Origin of the sequence: Magnetospirillum molischianum DSM 120 (assembly GCF_000294655.1) — a bacterium.
Taxonomy (GTDB): Bacteria; Pseudomonadota; Alphaproteobacteria; order Rhodospirillales; family Magnetospirillaceae; genus Phaeospirillum; species Phaeospirillum molischianum.
In genome coordinates this window covers 125,370-140,994 of record NZ_CAHP01000021.1, presented here as the reverse complement: position 1 = coordinate 140,994, position 15,625 = coordinate 125,370, and the positions used below count along the sequence as shown (strand labels likewise).

Here is a 15,625-nt window from a genome sequence, read left to right as displayed (position 1 = left end):
ATGGCGGGGGGGATCACCAGTGACATTACGAATTCATGACGAAGAAGGATAGTCGGTACAGATCGCGGCGATCCCGTCACGCCACAGCATCCGCATCCGTTCTCGATCGTTGAGTGTGTATACCAGCAAAGTCATCCCTGCCGCACCTATCGCTCCAATGATCGAGCGGTCTAACTCCGCTTGGTCGGCGACCAGCACGGCACAGCCCAGCTCTTGGGTTTGGGCGTGCCAATCAGACGGAACCGCTCCGACCAACAGACCGCGCGACCAGTCGGGGACGATTTCGCGCGCGGTCTTCAGTGCTTCGGAGGAAAAGCTGGTTACCAGCGGTGGCGGGCGGTCGTCGGGCCACAGTGACGCGGCCACGGACAGGGCGACGCGGGCGGTTTCCACTTCGTATCCCGCCGCGGGTTTGATCTCGATGTTCACCGCCAGCCCCAGTTCCAGGCACAGCGTCAGCGCCTGTTCCAGAGTCGGGATCGGTTCGCCGGCAAAGGCCGGACCGAACCACGATCCGGCGTCCAACATCGCCAACGCGGCACGGGTCAGGGCGGCGACCGGTCCGGTTCCATTGGTGGTTCGATCGAGATCGTCGTCATGGAACAGCACCGGACGGCCGTCTGCGGACAGGCGGACATCGATTTCAACCATCGCCGCGCCCGCCCGCGCCGCCGCGCGCAATGCGGCCAGGGTATTCTCGGGAGCAAGACCGGCCGCGCCACGATGTCCGATCTGGGGAGGAACGACGATCATTGGGCTAACTGAGCCACCACCGCTTCGACGGTGATGGCGGTCATGCAGCGGGCTTCGGTACAGGCCGACTTGCGATGATTGGAAGCCGACACGCAGGGCGAACAGGCCAGACCGGCAAAGACGAAGCGCGCATTGGGATTCAGCGCGCCGTACAGCGCCGGAGTTTCCGGCCCGAACAAGACAACGGTGCGCAGGCCGGACGGTGCGGCGAAATGAGCCGGGCCGCTATCGTTGGTCACCATTGCCTCCGACAGGGAATACAGCAACGGCAGTTCGGTCAGGCGGGTGAAGCCGCACAGCACGGCCACCCGTTCGGACCCTAATTGGGCGGCGATCGCCTCGGCCTCGGGACGCTCTGACGCGGTACCAGTCAGCACCAGCGCAACGCCGTCCTGTTCCAACAAGCGGCGGGCCAGCTCAAGGTAGCGTTCGACCGGCCAGCGGCGCAGCGGCATCAATTCGCTGCTGTTGGGGTTGAGGATGATCCAGCGCGGATGACGTGCCAGAACCGGATAGGCGTCCAACAGCCTGGAGCGGAACCCGGCCAGCAGGGTCGGGTCGGGTGCATGCGGCACCAGTCGGATATCGTCGTCGCTGAAGATGCTTTTGCTGAAGGGAACGGTGTCTTGCGGCTCGGACAACGCCTCGACCAGCGACAGGAAGTTCTTCGCGATGTGCATGTGGGGGTTATAGGCGACGCGATGAGTCAGTAATTCGCCCCGGTATAGTCCCTCATTGTGAAAGCGGTAAAAGCCAACCCGCTGTTTCGCGCCGGACAGGAAGGTCAGCAGGGCGCTATAGCGTGAAAATAGCTCCAAATCGATAGACGCCATCAGGTCGAGTCGGCGCATCGTCCAGATCGCCCGCAGCGAATCGAGCGCCAGCGACACGAAATTGTCGGCGCGGATGGTCAGAACCTGCTCCGGCGAAATGGTGCCGGTGATTTCGAGGCTGGGGCGGTTGGCGGCGAAGATCAGGAAATACAAACGCGCGTCGGGGAAGTTGTCCTGAACCCGACGCATCGCTGGATCGGCCAGGATGGTGCTGCCCATCTCGGACAGCTCGATGAACAGGATGTCGCGGCCGGTCTTGCGGGCAGTCGCCGGGCGAACCCGTCGCCACAGCCACGATACCGCAGTCAGCAGAGCACAGAGCGGCACGCCTACCCAGAAATCGATCCGGCGCATGTTATCGACCTTCACTGCTCTTCCCTCCGATCCTGGAACAGACCCGGCTGATAGGATTCACCCAACCAGATTTCATAGCGATCAACTGTCCGGCCGCCCCAACGCCGTTCGATCACATCCAGAAGGGTAACCCGGTCGAAATATTTCGAGACGTCCTCGATCGCATGTCTTCCGGTGCGGGACACAAACACGGCGTTACGGCCGGGCAGGGTGGCGATGTCGTCGCGGTTATAAGATGGAATCCGCGGCACCCCGTCCGATCCGGTTAGAAATACCACCGGATGATCGGGGAGATAATAGGACAGCAGTCCACTCAACTCATGTTTGGCAACGACAATAAAGGTATCCGGGTGCTCGGCCCGCTGCTTTTCCACTGCCTTAGCCAGTTGATCCCAGCCCCCCAGACGTCCCAACGGATCGATCTTGGGAGGAACCGGCAGGATCGCCGTTGCCATCTGGAGATACACCACCGCCAGCAGCACGCCGCCCAGAATCGGAGCGGCAGTATAAAGGCGCCGCAGCAAGTTCCAACGCGGCCCCAGCCGCTGCGATCCGCAGAGGGCAACCCAACCTCCGGCGGCAGCGGAGATCGCGCCGATCCATGCCGGTCCGGCCCAATGCGGTTGCACCAATCCGCCCCAGGAATGATGAATGAAAAAGGCAAGAACCGGGGCCGATGTCGCTCCCAGAAGGAACCATTCGGCCCGACCGCGCCGCCAACCGGCCCACAGCGCCCAGCCCATTCCCCACAGGCAGAACCCGAACAGCAACGGCGTCACCAATCCGATCTGGGTTCCGGCGAAGGTGGCGAGACTGAGCAGCGGATCGGATACGGGGCTGTCGAAGGAATGAGACAGCTGTTTGCGGAACGACACCCATTCGTGGCGCCAGTTCCAGATCAGCACCGGCGCGGTACAAGCCAGCGCCAGCAGCGCGGCGAGGACGAGGTGCTGGGCGCGTCTCCACCAGCGCCAGCCCTGGCGGAACAGCACGAACAGAGCCACGATACCGGGCAGGATCAGCACCATCGTGTATTTGCCGGTGAACCCCAACCCCAGCGCGATGGCGAGGACGTAAAGCCAGATCGCCTTGTTCTCGCGCATCAACCGAACCGCCGCCCACAGCGCCAGCGACCAGAACACCAGCAACGGCGCGTCTGGGGTGGCGATGACCGAGGCGGCCCCGAACAGAAGGGTCACATTGAGCCACAGTGCCGCGATCAGACCGGCGGCCGAACTGTCGAACGCACGCCGGGTGGTGTCATAGATCAGCAGGGTGACGATTGCCGAGGACAGGATCGAGGGCAGCCGTACCGCCAGTTCGGAGGTGCCGAACAAAGCGGTGGTGCCAGCCAGCCACCAGGCGGCCATGCCGGGATGATCGAAATAGGAAAGCTGAAGCTGGCGGGACCAGAGCCAGTAATAGGCTTCGTCACCGGATAGCAGGCCGATGCCCGCTGTCAGGGTGTGAACCAGTCCCATGACCACCACCAGGGCAGCCAGAGCGGCGATATGTCGCCAGGGTGCCGCTTTCCTGTCGGAAGCGGTGTTCGTCGCAATGTCCAAGTCCTGGCCTCCGGGGCGGTGTTATGCCGGGCGAGGTGAGGCGGGGCAATAGCACAAAACACGGCGGCAATGCCAGGGTGACGACGAAAAAACCGCCCGGACGCTGATGCCTCCGGACGGTTTCAGCTTGCAGTGAAGGATAAAAGGATCAGCCGTCGACGCGGACGATCACATCAACACGGCGAATGGTATGGCCAACGGGGGCGCAGGGGACTTTCGAGACTGCGATCATTTCAGCCAGAATATCACACAGCCGACCTGTTTTCTCGTAAAAGAAATGATGGTGGTCGGTGGTATTCGTATCGAAATAAGATCGACCGGATTCGACAACGATCTCGCGCAGCAATTCAACTTCGGTGAATTGGTGCAGTGTGTTGTACACCGTGGCCAACGAGACGCGGATATTGTTCGACAGAGCTTCGGAATGAAGCTGTTCGGCCGAAATGTGGCGATCGCCGCCATCGAATAGCAGGCGGGCCAGGGCAAGACGCTGGCGCGTCGGTCGCAATCCCACCGCGCGGAGTCGGTCAAGGGCTTGACTATAGGGACGGACGGTCATCATCGTCATCGCTGGCACCTTATGCCTGATCCAAACTGATCGAGACAGATAATAGCTGGAACCGTTCGAATAAGCCAGCGCTGATGCAGAAATCATTGCTATAAGGAAGACCTAGACCTTTGTCTTGGGCAAAGGAGGCGGTCGCTGTCCTGGACGTCCGGCTTCCTTTTCGCGACAATCGGGCCGCGTAATGCGCTGCTGGGTTCCGTAAAATCGCCACGGCATGCCTCTCGAAGGACTGCGCCCGGAGATTTGAGAGGCGCATGGATCGGTTCCGATCCAAGCCGGTTGGTGTGAGTCGGAAATGGGAAAGGATCGAGCAATGGCGATGTTGGTGTTAAGTGTAGTCGATGAGGCCGACGTCAACGGGCGCGATATCGTCAGCACTGGGATATCGATGCTGGGTCTGGAGGGCGATGACGTTGTTTGTGGCCGTTGTGGACGCGAAATGATGTCCCAGGTGCCGATTCGAACAATGCCGGTCGGTTTGCTGTATCGCTGTGAAGTCTGTGGAGCGTTGAACGAAGTCCCGGCCGATGTCCCGTGATGGTATCGGGGGGGCTTCTCAGGATTCAGGGAAGGCTGCCTCTCGTGATCGCTTGCAGAACGGCGCGCGCTTCGTGCCTGTCGATCTGGTGAATATCGGTCAAATGGGTTTCCCAGTTTCCGACATATTCATGAACCGCGACCAAAAGACATTCTCCAATGGTCTGCCCGGTTCTTGCCGCTAGCGTTTCCAGACGAGCCTTCAGGTCAGGGGGGAGTGTGACCATAAGGGTATTCATCGTCCGTCCTCATTGACAAAGACGGCCGCACTCTAGCGCCTTTCGTGTGCCCATGCCAGTTCCGACCGGCGGCGTCGGGCAAGCGAATTTGGGCCGCCGATAGGGGCGATGGGAAGATCCGGTTGCCATGTTACGAACTGGGGACGATAGAGAAATCCCTGGACCAGATCCGCTCCTTGCCGTTTAGCCCAGGCAAGGTCTTCCAGGGTTTCGATCCCCTCGAAGATCAACCGCTTGCCGGTATCGCGGGCGAATCCCGCCAGCGCGGACAGCAGCCGCTGGGCTACCGGATCGTCGCGGCGGTCGAGCCAGTCTCGCGCGATTTTCATATCGTCGATTCCTGCCAGGACCGCGAACGAGATCAGACTGTCGCCGCCGCCGATATCGTCGAGGGCAACGCGAACGCCAAGCCCCCGCAATCTCCGCAGCATTGCGAGGCTGAGGCGTGAATCCGTCACCGAGCAATTTTCGATGATCTCGACCCCGATATCGTTGCGGAGAGATAACAATCCCATCAGCGGATTGTCCGCCTCTTCGCCGCCGCCAGCAGCGAAAGCGTCGGGGTCGAGATTAACGAACAGGGGAATCCCCGCTGGGGCATGGGCGATCTGGTCGCGCTTGGCGCGGAACTCGATTTCGTACAGAGCGGGGGGCGAGGCATGCAACGCCTTGAACACCCGGTCTGGCGCGATCGGCTCGCCCTGACGGGTGCGAAAGCGGCTAAGACCCTCATAAGCGGCGATACGGCCGGTGTTGACCTCGATCAGCGGCTGGTATTCGGCACCGACCGAACTTTGAGACAGAATATCGGCGATGATCGATGCGGGCAGGTCTTCGACCGCGGTGCCGGGGAAGGACCGCGGTCTGATCTGGCTCACGTCCGCATCTCCGGCCCGCCGCGGGTCAGCAGCGCCAAGGTGCGAGCCAGCGTCTCACGCGAGAGACCCAGACCGTCCTCGGTGGCCATGTCGGTCAGTTCGTCCAGACTGGACGCTCTTTCCTCGTCCAGCATATGCCGGGCGACCCAAAGACGTGTGTGTGTGGGGATCAGTCCTGCCGCTCTCACCAGAGCGACGGCACCCGAGAATGCGCTATAATCGATCATTGCAGCCCCCTGGCTTGTCGTTCTGCAATTAATAACGATTATCAAAATGACGTCAAGCCCCGCATACGAAAGATATTAGAACAATCCTAATTAGCTGCGTAATGTGGCCTATTGTCAGGATAAAATTCTAAGAGCAATCTTGTGGGTATCGAAACCGAGGAGTTCACCATGAGCAAGGATAAAAACCGTGGGACCCATCACATCGATATCGGAATCGACGAGAAGGCGCGGGAGCAGATCGGTGCCGGTCTGTCGCGGATGTTGGCCGACACCTACACGCTGTATCTGAAGACCCATAACTTTCACTGGAACGTCACCGGGCCGATGTTCAATACGCTGCACCTGATGTTCGAGGCGCAGTATACTGAGCTGGCGCTTGCGGTTGACCTGATTGCCGAGCGTATCCGTGCCCTGGGCTTTCCGGCCCCCGGCAGCTATCGCCAGTTTGCCGATCTGACTTCGATTTCCGAAGAGACAACGGTTCCGTCGGCGGAAGACATGATCCGCCAGTTGGTCAAGGATCAGGAAGCGGTGGTCCGTACCGCCCGCTCGATCTTCCCGGTGGTTGACGAAGCCCATGACGAGCCGACGGCAGACCTGCTGACCCAGCGGATGCAGGTTCACGAGAAGACCGCGTGGATGCTGCGCAGCCTGCTCGACTGAACGGTCTCGCCTCTGTTGCCCAAAAAGAAGGGGCGTCGGGTTTCCCCGGCGCCCCTCACTTTTTTCCGAACCGCCCGAAGGCGGAAGAGGATCAGTGGATGGTTTCGCCATGCAGCGCGATGTCGAGACCTTCGCGTTCCTCTTCGGGGGTGACGCGCAGACCAATGGTCCAGTCAACCAGCTTCAGCAGGATGTAGGACGCGACCGCGGTATAGGCCGCCGTGATCAGCACACCCCACAACTGGGTCAGCACCTGGCCTGAATTGCCTTCCAGCGCACCGGCGGTGCCGCCGATCGCTTCGACCGCGAACACACCAGTCAGGATGGCACCGATGATGCCGCCGACGCCGTGAACGCCGAAGGCGTCAAGCGAGTCGTCGTACTTCAGGGCCTGCTTCAGCGTGGTCGAGGCCCAGTAGCAGCCGATGCCTGCGGCAAAGCCGATCACCAGGGCACCCTTCGGCCCGACAAAGCCAGAGGCGGGGGTGATGGCGACCAGCCCGGCGACAGCGCCGGAGATCAGGCCCAGCACCGACGGCTTCTTGCGCAGGATCCATTCCGCGAAGACCCACGACAGAGCGGCGGCGGCGGTGGCGAGATGAGTCACCAGGAAGGCCATGCCGGCACGACCGTCAGCGGCGACGGCGGAGCCGGCGTTGAAGCCGAACCAGCCCACCCACAGCAGCGACGCGCCGATGATCGACAGGGTCAGGTTGTGCGGGGCCATGTTGTCCACGCCATACCCCTTGCGCGGGCCGAGTACCAAAGCGGCGACCAGACCGGCGATACCGGCATTGATGTGGACGACGGTGCCGCCCGCGAAGTCAAGCACGCCCATCTTACCGAGGAAACCGACGGCGGCGGCGTTGGAGTCAACCGCCCACACCCAGTGAGCGATCGGGGCGTAGACGATGATCGACCACAAACCGATAAACACCAGCATTGCCGAGAACTTCATACGGTCGGCGAAAGCACCAGTGATAAGGGCCGGGGTGATGATCGCGAAGGTGCACTGGAAGGCCCAGAACACTGATTCCGGGATCGGACCGTTGAGCGATCCCTTTTCGAGGCCGTCGAGTAGGACTCGGCTGAACCCACCGATGTAGGGATTGTCGCCGGTGAAGGCGAGGCTGTAGCCGATCACGCCCCAGATCACCGTCACCAGGGCGGTGATGGCGAAACTCTGCGCGGTCATGGCCAGGACGTTCTTCTTGCGGACCATGCCGCCGTAGAACAGGGCGACGCCGGGAATGGTCATCAGCAGCACCAGGGCGCTGGAGATGAGCATCCAGGCGGTGGCGCCGCTATCGAGTGTCGGCGCGGCGACGGCGGCCACTGGTTGGGCGGCCTCTTCCGCACGGGCGGCGGTGGCAAGCAGGGCCGTGCCCAGCGCCGGGCCCGCGCCCAACAGGAAAGATTTGAAACGGTGAATCATGTTTACCCCCGAAGCGGCTCTGCGAGAGGACGTGCCGACGAGGGTTGGGATGATCCCGTAGCTCCGGTCGGCGCGCTTGGTCAGTAACAAGAACCGTGCCAACAGGCGCGGCAGCAGAAAATCCCGATCCCTGGGTCCGTTGCCACCGGCCTTTGACTGGGATTGCCCCAGTCTGTGGCGTTCAATTAGGCAACCCCTCTGCCTCGTGGCGTAAAATTATGCAGCAGAGAGTAGACCCCCCTTGGTCCCGGAGTGACGACAGCCTCTGTCGAACCAGCGGAGTGGCTCGGTTGGGGCGCGGCATCTGATCCGGTGCCAATCCTCATGACGAGACTCAGATCGCCTCGGCGTTGGTTTCGCCGGTACGGATGCGGAATGCCTGCTGGAGTTCGGTGACGAAAATCTTGCCGTCGCCGATCTTGCCGGTCCGGGCCGCGGCCTGGATCGCCTCGACCACGCGGTCGGCCAGCTCGTCATTGACGGCAACCTCGATCTTGACCTTGGGCAGGAAATTGACGACGTATTCAGCGCCGCGATAGATTTCGGTCTGCCCTTTCTGGCGTCCGAATCCCTTGACCTCGCTTACGGTCAGCCCCTGGACTCCCAGCGGCGTGAGGGCTTCACGAACTTCGTCCAACTTGAAGGGCTTGATGATGGCCATGATCAGCTTCATCGTGTGGTCCCCATGCAAATCCTGTGGACCTGCCGCCCCCAGTGCGGAACCCGTCGCGTCATGCGGCGGTGGGAGGGCAGATCACGGTTGATAGGTCGCAAACACGTTTTGCGATGTTCCGCACCCTCCCGCCTTTCAAACAGCGTGCCGAATTGATCGCTGCCGACCGCGGCGGGGATTTCCGCGGTCTTTTTTGTACAACGAGACAAAGGCGGCGGGACGGTTTGCCCGATTTGTGGGCTGTCGCCCGCCGCTTTGCTCGTTTTATGCGCTATAACCTTACCGTCGGTTCAGCCGTTGCTGCCGGATTCGAGTACGCGGGCCTCGTCGGCCAGCATGATCGGAATGCCGTCGCGAATCGGATAGGCCAGACCGGCTTTGTCATCGATCAGTTCCTGGCGACCCGCATCGTAGCGCAACGGCGCGTGCGTTCCCGGTGCGACCAGGATTTCCAGCAGCTTGGGATCGAAAGAGGACGAACGGTCGGGCATCTTTATACTCCTGTCAGTGAATCGAGGTGCTGACACACTCGGTCAGCAATTCCTTCTGGATCAGCGCGGTCATCAGGCGGCAGCGTTCGGCATTGTCGGGAGCTTCCAGTAACGCCTGCTTCTCGTCCGGGCTGAATGGGCAAGCCATGGCCAGCCGCACCGTCAATTCTGTATCGTCGGCTTTTTCCAGTTCAGCCAGATCCGCCCCCATCCCGTGCCCCGTCAGATAGCGCCGCAGTACCGCCAGAAGCGGTTGGCGGTCGATCGGGGCGCTGTCGCCGTCGGTCAGATCGCTGGAGAAAGAGGAATAGTCCGCCATCACCCGGCGATAGCCGGAACGGCCTTCGCTTTCGCCGCGCAAGTGAAAGCGCGCCATGCCGGTCACGGTGATCAGATAGCGCCCATCTCCGGTTTCGACGAAGGTCGTGATCCGTCCGACGCAGCCGGTCGCATACAATCCGCTGACCGGGCCGCCGGGTTCGGTGCGGGGCTGAACCAGGGCCAGCATCCGTCCTTCGCCCAGGCAATCGTCGATCAGGGCCAGATAGCGCGCCTCGAACACGATCAGCGGTAATGCGCCGCCGGGGAGCAGAATTGTCCCCGGCACCGCAAAGACCGGCACCACCGGGGGCAGGGGAGGGAGGCCGGCCCGCGCCATCACGAGAACATCAGCGACGATAGCCGTCGCCGTCCCGCCGACACCGCCGGGTGTGCCGACCCCAGAGCTTCGAACAGTTTGACCAATTCGGCGCGGGCAGCGCCGTCGTTCCAGGTGCGGTCGCGACGGAACAGCTCCAGCAATGCGTCGATCGCCGCTTCGGGCTGGTTCTCGGCGAAGCAGGCCAGGGCCAGATCGAACCGGGCCTGATGATCGTCGGGATTGGCTTCAACCTGCCGCAGCAACCCCTCGGTCTCGCCGATTTCCGACGCCCTGCGGGCCAATTCCAGCGCGGTGGCGACGGCGGTCAGCTCGGAATGGCGGGCCAGTTCGGGCGGCAGACTGGCGATCATTTCTTCGGCCTGGGCGCTTTCCCCGACCGCGATCAGACAACGCAGCAACCCGGCCAGGGCGGCGGGGTGCTCCGGCTCTGCCTGCAATACCTGCTGAAACAAGCCGGCGGCGGTGGTTGCGTCGCCATCGGTTAACAAGGTGCGGGCCTCGGTGACGATCTCGTCGATATTGGGGCCGACCGGGCCGATCAGAGCCTTGAGGAAGGCGCGCAACTCGCTTTCCGGCAAAGCGCCGGTGAAGGCATCGACCGGGCGTCCGTCCTTGAAGGCATAGACCATCGGTACCGACTGGACCCGAAGCTGTGCCGCCAGTTGCTGGTTGGCATCGACGTTGATTTTGACCAGCCGAGCCGCGCCTTTGGCCTCGCGCACGACCTTTTCCAGTGCCGGGCCAAGCTGTTTGCACGGGCCGCACCAGGGCGCCCAGAAATCGACCAGCACCACGGCCTTCATCGACGCCTCGATTACGTCGGCGCGGAAGCCTGCGGTGTTGCTCTCTTTGATGAGATCCTGGCCATCGGCCGCTCCGGTCCGTCCCGTTTTGGAACTGCCGGAAGAGAAAAGAAGATCCATGGTTTCTGCTCGTTCCTGATGCGCCGAAAGACCCTACAATAGATGGACTTTCGCCGCGCGGCTGGCAAGCATCTCTGATGTTTGCGACCGGAGCGGGTCACCAATCCGTCTCGGTGGTGAGGGTTGCAGCCTAATCTTGAGTTATAATCATTCCATATTGCGCGGCGCCGAAAGACCGTATAATCTGCACGGCATAAGATTTCATTCAGCCCAAACGAGGGAGACCCGAGAATGTCTGAAGCGATCGCCGTGCCGTCCGTCCTGGTCGGCCACCCCGCGCCTGATTTCACCGCCGCGGCAGTGCTGCCCGATAACGAGATCGATGAAGCGTTCACTCTGTCTTCGTATCTGAAGGGCTCTTACGGGGTGTTGTTCTTCTACCCGCTCGACTTCACCTTCGTCTGCCCGTCGGAAATCCTGGCCCACGATCACCGCGCCGCCGCCTTTGCCGAGCGCAACACTAAATTGATCGCGGTCAGCGTCGATTCGCAATTCACTCACCTCGCTTGGCGTAATACTCCGGTGGAAAAGGGCGGCCTGGGGCAGGTCCGCTTCCCGCTGGTCGCCGACTTGACCAAAGAGATCGCCCGCAATTATGGCGTGCTGTTGCCCGGCGGTGTCGCGCTGCGGGGGACCTTCCTGATCGATAAAAACGGCGTGGTGCAGTCCCAGCACGTTAACAACCTGCCGCTGGGCCGCAATGTCGATGAGGCGTTGCGTCTGGTCGATGCCCTTCAGTTCCACGAAGAGCATGGCGAGGTTTGCCCCGCCGGTTGGAGCAAGGGCAAGGCCGGGATGAAAGCCGACGCGAAGGGCGTGGCCGATTATCTCGCCTCGCACGGTGCCGAGCTGTAATCGGAGCCGGGCGCGCCGCTTGTCGGCGGCGCGCCCTCTTCGTATGCTGATACCATCAAACGAGCTCAAACGGTCGGGAACCAGACGTCCATGGCGCATCATCATAGCAAGGTTCTTATCCTCGGTTCTGGACCGGCGGGATGCACCGCCGCGATCTATGCGGCGCGAGCCAATCTCGAGCCGATGCTGGTGGCCGGATTGCAGCCGGGCGGGCAGCTGACCATCACCACCGATGTCGAAAACTTCCCTGGCTTCGCCCAGGCGGTTCAAGGCCCGTGGCTGATGGAGCAGATGCAGCAGCAGGCCGAGCACGTCGGAACCCGCTTCCTTGACGATTTGATCGTCTCGATCGATCTGACCAAGCGTCCGTTCCAGGCGGTCGGCGATTCCGGCGATACCTATTCCGGCGATACCGTCATCGTCTGCACCGGGGCGACGGCTCGGTGGCTGGGAATCGAAAGCGAGAAGAAATTCTCGGGCTTTGGCGTTTCCGCCTGCGCCACCTGCGACGGTTTCTTCTTCCGGGGGCGTGAGGTCGCGGTAATCGGCGGCGGCAATTCCGCGGTGGAAGAGGCGATTTATCTGTCCGGGATCGCGTCGAAAGTCACCCTGATCCATCGCCGCGACAGCCTTCGCGCCGAACGGATCGCTCAGGAGCGTCTGTTCGCTAATCCCAAGATCAACGTGGTGTGGGACAGCGTTGTCGATGAAATCGTCGGAAGCGATCAGCCGACCTCGGTCACTGGCGTTCGACTGAAGAATATCAAGACCGGCGCGATCAGCGATCTGGCGGTCGAAGGCGTGTTCGTTGCGATCGGCCACACCCCGAACACCGGTCTGTTCACCGGCGCGCTGTCGATGGACGACGAAGGTTATCTGGTCACCGTTCCCGGTTCGACCGCGACCAACATCCCTGGTGTGTTCGCTGCGGGTGACGTGCAGGACAAAATCTACCGTCAGGCGGTTACCGCCGCCGGAACTGGTTGCATGGCGGCGCTGGAAGCGGAACGCTTTCTCGCCCTGCATGGACATAATTGATTGGCTGCGGCACAGTAGGGAACGGGGATTGAGCGGGACGGAGGGTCGGGGGTGACCTTCCTCCACTGAATCGGCCCACAAAACCATCGCCTCGCGCCCCGATCCCGTCTTCCGGCCCCCTTAAGGTCCGCGCGGGAGTCGGGGGCGAGGCTCGGGGGCGTTGTCCAAGGCCCCCGCCGGGAGGAGTCGTCGCGTCGCCATGGACTGGGACAAGCTGAGGGTTTTTCATGCCGTCGCCGAAGCCGGTAGCTTCACGCATGCCGGGGAGGTGCTCAACCTGAGCCAGTCCGCCGTCAGCCGACAGATCAGCGCGCTTGAGGAAAGCCTCAATCTGCCGCTGTTTCACCGCCATGCGCGGGGATTGATCCTGACCGAGCAGGGGGAATTGCTCTACAAGACCGCTCGCGACGTCTTTTCAAAATTAGCGATGACCGAGGCGTTGCTGACCGAAAGTCGCGAGCGTGCCCAGGGGCCGCTGAAGATCACCACCACCGTCGCTTTCGGCTCGTTGTGGTTGACGCCCAGGATCAAGGATTTCCTGGACCTCTATCCCGATATCGCGGTTTCGCTGGTGCTGTATGACGGCGAACTGGATCTGGCGATGCGCGAAGCCGATGTCGCCATTCGGATGATGCCGCCGCGTCAGCCCGATCTGGTTCAGCGCCACCTGCTGACGATGAGCTACAGCGTTTTCGCGTCGCCCGAATACATCAACGAATACGGCAAGCCCGAGAGTGCCGCCGATCTCGATCACCATCGCATCATCGTCTTTGGCGACGATGCGCGGATGTCGGCCCCGGTGGCTAATGTCAATTGGCTTCTGGAGTCAGGGGCGACCCCGGATCGTCCGCGCTCTCCGGTGCTGGAGGTCAACAACCTCTATGGCATCTTCCGGGCCGTCAAAAGTGGCCTGGGCCTGGGGGCGATGCCAGACTACATGATCAGTCCGGCAGACAATCTGATCCAGGTTTTGCCCGATATCGCCGGTCCAAAGTTTGATGCGTACTTCGTCTATCCCGAAGAGCTACGTCATTCACGCAGGATTACCGCTTTCCGCGATTTTCTTTTAACTAAAATCGCGGAATCGCACTGAGGTCAGAGGGGGAATTTCTTCTTGTGTTTGAGTTATGCGTTAGCCGCATGCCCAGGCCGAGATATTTTGAATGGTTGGTCACATCGACTTGCCTTAGATAAGTCATCATGACTGGCTGCGGTGCAGTGAGTTTTCGAGTTTCGGCGGTTTTCCGCCGTCTCGTTCCCGGACTCAGGTTCGGGTAGGGGGTCTTAGGATCCCTACGTCTCCTAGACGTGAAGCCTCCCTGTTTGACTTTGCCCCCGGACTTGTTCCGGGGGTTTTTTTATCAATGGGTTAGCGGTTTTCCGGAAGGCGTCGAAGCAGACAGCGCGCAAGCTGTGGGCCGCTGTTGGGCCGTTTTTGATCGGTGGGCCGCGATCATGCGCGAACATCGGCGAGCAGAAATAGCCTCTCAGCAGGGGCGACCCCGGATTGAGCCGCCCCCGTCAGTGTCCGATTCACGATGTGAAATAGCAGCCGTTTAGAAAACGGCAGGTCTTGGCACCATGGTGGCGCGGGATCAGGTGGTGGTGACGCGAACAACCCGGGGCGGGTTGATGGCGCGGGCCAACCGCATCAGGGCGGCCGCAATGCTGGCTCGAACGCTCATCGCGCAGCCCTCCCGCTCTCGGTCGCCTTGGGGAATTGCGCTTCGGCCAGCGCCTCCAAATCCCGAACGCTGGCGGACAGACGGTCCAGCACCCATTCCAGACCGCGCCAGGGACCGAACGAGACGCTGCTGTTCGTCTCGGCGCTCCGGCAACTGTTCGCCACCAGTTCGGCCAGTCCTGCGGCGGCCTCGGTCATGCTCTTCAGGTCGATGGCGATCGCTTCCACCTGAAGGCGGAATTCGAGGGCGGCCGGATCGGTCGCCGTCACGGCCTGGGGATTGGTCTGTGCGCGGCTCATGCTGTGGCCCTCCGCTCATCGTTAGCGCGGTCCAGGTCGATATCGCAGCGGTCGGCCAACTCGTTGACCAGGGACCGCAGATTCCAACCAATGAACCCGAGGGCGCGAGGGTCCGGCGCGAAGTCGCCCTCGGCGGCAACAGCCAAACTGTCGATGATGTTGGACACGCCGAACAGGTCGTGAAGGATAGCCTCGATCGCGAGAATGTCCGAATGGGGGATAACTCTTTTCGTCGCCTTGGACGGGGCGTTGGCGGCGCTCATGCTGCGGCCCTCCCCTTGGCACCGGGGACCAACCCGAACCGCTTCAAATCGGCGACCAGAATGGACAGGCGGCGGCGGTCTTCGTCGTCAACCTCGAACGATTCGCCCGGAACGGTGTCGATCTCGCCGCCGATCTGGCGCAGCTTCCAGCACAGCACCAGTTCATTCGCGGCAGGGCGGTCGAGGATCGCCTTGATCCCGTGCCGCACAACGGTGGACAAGGCATCAAAGGCGCGGTGTTCGGTGCTGTTCGGCTTGATCTTGCCGACGATCGCGTCAAGCCCGATCAGGGTATCGAGGGTGATCGGCAGAGAAGCGGTGTGCAAGGGGGCGGCATTGCCGCCAGCATTATGGCAGTCCATGACGGTTGGCTCCTTACCAGCAATTGACGACGTAGCTTCCCAGCCGGGCCTTGCGGGCGGCGACGGCACGGGCGCGATAGGGGTTCTCGTCTTCCCACTTCCGGACGACGGGAGCAGGCTTCGGGGTGGGACGGCGGGCTTCCTCGGCAGCGAACGCCCGGACCAGTTCCCAGGTGGTGCGCAGCGCGGCGGCGAAGGCGGTCCGGAGGTTGCGGTACCGGCTGCGAATCCGGCGGGCTTGCTTCCAGGCTTCGAGGAACAGGGTGCGGCGGTCGATGAACATGGCTTGATGCCTCGGATGTCGTTCGTTATGTTTAATACAT

The 15,625-nt window shown here is 61.8% G+C and carries 21 protein-coding genes; 5 read left to right on the top strand and 16 right to left on the bottom strand.

What is annotated here, in order from left to right; genetic code table 11:
• Positions 1-33 precede the first annotated feature (33 nt).
• From ugpQ to irrA, 4 genes are all read right to left on the bottom strand, one after another.
• The gene (ugpQ, locus tag PHAMO_RS09715) at positions 34-753 is read right to left on the bottom strand and encodes a glycerophosphodiester phosphodiesterase (RefSeq protein ID WP_002728864.1); all 720 of its coding nucleotides are present in this window, start codon (positions 751-753) and stop codon (positions 34-36) included.
• Positions 750-1,955 (bottom strand): glycosyltransferase family 9 protein, encoded by a 1,206-nt coding sequence (locus PHAMO_RS09710; RefSeq protein WP_002728862.1) that lies wholly within the window; start codon positions 1,953-1,955, stop codon positions 750-752. The genes ugpQ and PHAMO_RS09710 overlap by 4 nt, the downstream gene beginning before the upstream one ends.
• Positions 1,952-3,505 (bottom strand): ArnT family glycosyltransferase, encoded by a 1,554-nt coding sequence (locus PHAMO_RS09705; RefSeq protein WP_002728860.1) that lies wholly within the window; start codon positions 3,503-3,505, stop codon positions 1,952-1,954. Before PHAMO_RS09705 ends, PHAMO_RS09710 begins: the two co-directional genes overlap by 4 nt.
• Positions 3,506-3,653: 148 nt before the next feature.
• Complete coding sequence (gene irrA / locus PHAMO_RS09700; protein WP_002728859.1) at positions 3,654-4,073, bottom strand: iron response transcriptional regulator IrrA; 420 nt, start codon at positions 4,071-4,073, stop codon at positions 3,654-3,656.
• Between the two features lie 313 nt (positions 4,074-4,386).
• On the opposite strand from irrA, the gene PHAMO_RS09695 reads away from it, so the two are divergent.
• The gene (locus tag PHAMO_RS09695; RefSeq protein ID WP_002728858.1) at positions 4,387-4,611 is read left to right on the top strand and encodes a hypothetical protein; all 225 of its coding nucleotides are present in this window, start codon (positions 4,387-4,389) and stop codon (positions 4,609-4,611) included.
• Between the two features lie 25 nt (positions 4,612-4,636).
• Here PHAMO_RS09695 and PHAMO_RS09690 read toward each other — a convergent pair whose 3' ends face one another.
• The 3 genes from PHAMO_RS09690 to PHAMO_RS09680 are packed head-to-tail and all read right to left on the bottom strand — an operon-like array spanning position 4,637 to position 5,954.
• Entirely contained in the window at positions 4,637-4,849 is a 213-nt protein-coding gene (locus PHAMO_RS09690) for a ribbon-helix-helix protein, CopG family (protein ID WP_002728857.1), read from the bottom strand.
• A gap of 32 nt (positions 4,850-4,881) precedes the next feature.
• On the bottom strand, positions 4,882-5,727 hold the full coding sequence (locus tag PHAMO_RS09685) for an EAL domain-containing protein (protein WP_002728856.1): 846 nt from the start codon (positions 5,725-5,727) through the stop codon (positions 4,882-4,884).
• Entirely contained in the window at positions 5,724-5,954 is a 231-nt protein-coding gene (locus PHAMO_RS09680; protein WP_002728855.1) for a hypothetical protein, read from the bottom strand. The genes PHAMO_RS09685 and PHAMO_RS09680 overlap by 4 nt, the downstream gene beginning before the upstream one ends.
• Before the next feature lie 168 nt (positions 5,955-6,122).
• Between PHAMO_RS09680 and PHAMO_RS09675 the strand changes: the two genes are divergently transcribed.
• Positions 6,123-6,617, top strand: coding sequence for a Dps family protein (locus PHAMO_RS09675; RefSeq protein WP_002728854.1), 495 nt, complete (start codon positions 6,123-6,125; stop codon positions 6,615-6,617).
• A 91-nt stretch (positions 6,618-6,708) separates the two neighbouring features.
• Here the strand turns inward: PHAMO_RS09675 and PHAMO_RS09670 are convergent, their stop codons facing one another.
• From PHAMO_RS09670 to PHAMO_RS09650, 5 genes are all read right to left on the bottom strand, one after another.
• Entirely contained in the window at positions 6,709-8,052 is a 1,344-nt protein-coding gene (locus PHAMO_RS09670; RefSeq protein WP_002728852.1) for an ammonium transporter, read from the bottom strand.
• A gap of 334 nt (positions 8,053-8,386) precedes the next feature.
• Positions 8,387-8,725, bottom strand: a complete 339-nt coding sequence (locus PHAMO_RS09665; protein WP_002728850.1) for a P-II family nitrogen regulator — start codon at positions 8,723-8,725, stop codon at positions 8,387-8,389.
• Positions 8,726-9,015: 290 nt separating this feature from the next.
• Positions 9,016-9,216, bottom strand: coding sequence for a Trm112 family protein (locus tag PHAMO_RS09660; RefSeq protein WP_002728848.1), 201 nt, complete (start codon positions 9,214-9,216; stop codon positions 9,016-9,018).
• Positions 9,217-9,229: 13 nt separating this feature from the next.
• Positions 9,230-9,874, bottom strand: a complete 645-nt coding sequence (locus PHAMO_RS09655; protein WP_002728844.1) for an LON peptidase substrate-binding domain-containing protein — start codon at positions 9,872-9,874, stop codon at positions 9,230-9,232.
• Entirely contained in the window at positions 9,874-10,800 is a 927-nt protein-coding gene (locus tag PHAMO_RS09650) for a thioredoxin family protein (RefSeq protein ID WP_002728842.1), read from the bottom strand. Before PHAMO_RS09650 ends, PHAMO_RS09655 begins: the two co-directional genes overlap by 1 nt.
• A gap of 231 nt (positions 10,801-11,031) precedes the next feature.
• On the opposite strand from PHAMO_RS09650, the gene PHAMO_RS09645 reads away from it, so the two are divergent.
• The 3 genes from PHAMO_RS09645 to PHAMO_RS09635 all read left to right on the top strand — a co-directional run bounded on the left by PHAMO_RS09645 (position 11,032) and on the right by PHAMO_RS09635 (position 13,786).
• On the top strand, positions 11,032-11,655 hold the full coding sequence (locus tag PHAMO_RS09645; RefSeq protein ID WP_002728840.1) for a peroxiredoxin: 624 nt from the start codon (positions 11,032-11,034) through the stop codon (positions 11,653-11,655).
• A 90-nt stretch (positions 11,656-11,745) separates the two neighbouring features.
• On the top strand, positions 11,746-12,693 hold the full coding sequence (gene trxB / locus PHAMO_RS09640; RefSeq protein ID WP_002728838.1) for a thioredoxin-disulfide reductase: 948 nt from the start codon (positions 11,746-11,748) through the stop codon (positions 12,691-12,693).
• A 199-nt stretch (positions 12,694-12,892) separates the two neighbouring features.
• Positions 12,893-13,786, top strand: a complete 894-nt coding sequence (locus tag PHAMO_RS09635) for a LysR family transcriptional regulator (RefSeq protein WP_002728836.1) — start codon at positions 12,893-12,895, stop codon at positions 13,784-13,786.
• A 588-nt stretch (positions 13,787-14,374) separates the two neighbouring features.
• On the opposite strand, the gene PHAMO_RS09630 is transcribed toward PHAMO_RS09635, so the two are convergent.
• From PHAMO_RS09630 to PHAMO_RS09615, 4 genes are read right to left on the bottom strand one after another with little or no spacing between them, the layout of a single operon-like run.
• On the bottom strand, positions 14,375-14,677 hold the full coding sequence (locus tag PHAMO_RS09630; protein WP_002728833.1) for a hypothetical protein: 303 nt from the start codon (positions 14,675-14,677) through the stop codon (positions 14,375-14,377).
• On the bottom strand, positions 14,674-14,940 hold the full coding sequence (locus PHAMO_RS09625) for a hypothetical protein (protein WP_002728831.1): 267 nt from the start codon (positions 14,938-14,940) through the stop codon (positions 14,674-14,676). The genes PHAMO_RS09630 and PHAMO_RS09625 overlap by 4 nt, the downstream gene beginning before the upstream one ends.
• Complete coding sequence (locus PHAMO_RS09620) at positions 14,937-15,302, bottom strand: hypothetical protein (RefSeq protein WP_002728830.1); 366 nt, start codon at positions 15,300-15,302, stop codon at positions 14,937-14,939. The genes PHAMO_RS09625 and PHAMO_RS09620 overlap by 4 nt, the downstream gene beginning before the upstream one ends.
• Positions 15,303-15,315: 13 nt before the next feature.
• Positions 15,316-15,585 (bottom strand): hypothetical protein, encoded by a 270-nt coding sequence (locus tag PHAMO_RS09615; protein ID WP_002728829.1) that lies wholly within the window; start codon positions 15,583-15,585, stop codon positions 15,316-15,318.
• Between the last annotated feature and the right edge of the window lie 40 nt (positions 15,586-15,625).

Coding starts and splice junctions, on each gene's coding strand:
- ugpQ (WP_002728864.1), bottom strand. CDS start 753: ATGATCGTCGTTCCTCCCCAGATCGGACATCGTGGCGCGGCCGGTCTT.
- irrA (WP_002728859.1), bottom strand. CDS start 4,073: ATGACGATGATGACCGTCCGTCCCTATAGTCAAGCCCTTGACCGACTC.
- PHAMO_RS09695 (WP_002728858.1), top strand. CDS start 4,387: ATGGCGATGTTGGTGTTAAGTGTAGTCGATGAGGCCGACGTCAACGGG.
- PHAMO_RS09690 (WP_002728857.1), bottom strand. CDS start 4,849: ATGAATACCCTTATGGTCACACTCCCCCCTGACCTGAAGGCTCGTCTG.
- PHAMO_RS09680 (WP_002728855.1), bottom strand. CDS start 5,954: ATGATCGATTATAGCGCATTCTCGGGTGCCGTCGCTCTGGTGAGAGCG.
- PHAMO_RS09675 (WP_002728854.1), top strand. CDS start 6,123: ATGAGCAAGGATAAAAACCGTGGGACCCATCACATCGATATCGGAATC.
- PHAMO_RS09670 (WP_002728852.1), bottom strand. CDS start 8,052: ATGATTCACCGTTTCAAATCTTTCCTGTTGGGCGCGGGCCCGGCGCTG.
- PHAMO_RS09665 (WP_002728850.1), bottom strand. CDS start 8,725: ATGAAGCTGATCATGGCCATCATCAAGCCCTTCAAGTTGGACGAAGTT.
- PHAMO_RS09660 (WP_002728848.1), bottom strand. CDS start 9,216: ATGCCCGACCGTTCGTCCTCTTTCGATCCCAAGCTGCTGGAAATCCTG.
- PHAMO_RS09655 (WP_002728844.1), bottom strand. CDS start 9,874: ATGGCGCGGGCCGGCCTCCCTCCCCTGCCCCCGGTGGTGCCGGTCTTT.
- PHAMO_RS09650 (WP_002728842.1), bottom strand. CDS start 10,800: ATGGATCTTCTTTTCTCTTCCGGCAGTTCCAAAACGGGACGGACCGGA.
- PHAMO_RS09645 (WP_002728840.1), top strand. CDS start 11,032: ATGTCTGAAGCGATCGCCGTGCCGTCCGTCCTGGTCGGCCACCCCGCG.
- trxB (WP_002728838.1), top strand. CDS start 11,746: ATGGCGCATCATCATAGCAAGGTTCTTATCCTCGGTTCTGGACCGGCG.
- PHAMO_RS09635 (WP_002728836.1), top strand. CDS start 12,893: ATGGACTGGGACAAGCTGAGGGTTTTTCATGCCGTCGCCGAAGCCGGT.
- PHAMO_RS09630 (WP_002728833.1), bottom strand. CDS start 14,677: ATGAGCCGCGCACAGACCAATCCCCAGGCCGTGACGGCGACCGATCCG.
- PHAMO_RS09625 (WP_002728831.1), bottom strand. CDS start 14,940: ATGAGCGCCGCCAACGCCCCGTCCAAGGCGACGAAAAGAGTTATCCCC.
- PHAMO_RS09620 (WP_002728830.1), bottom strand. CDS start 15,302: ATGGACTGCCATAATGCTGGCGGCAATGCCGCCCCCTTGCACACCGCT.
- PHAMO_RS09615 (WP_002728829.1), bottom strand. CDS start 15,585: ATGTTCATCGACCGCCGCACCCTGTTCCTCGAAGCCTGGAAGCAAGCC.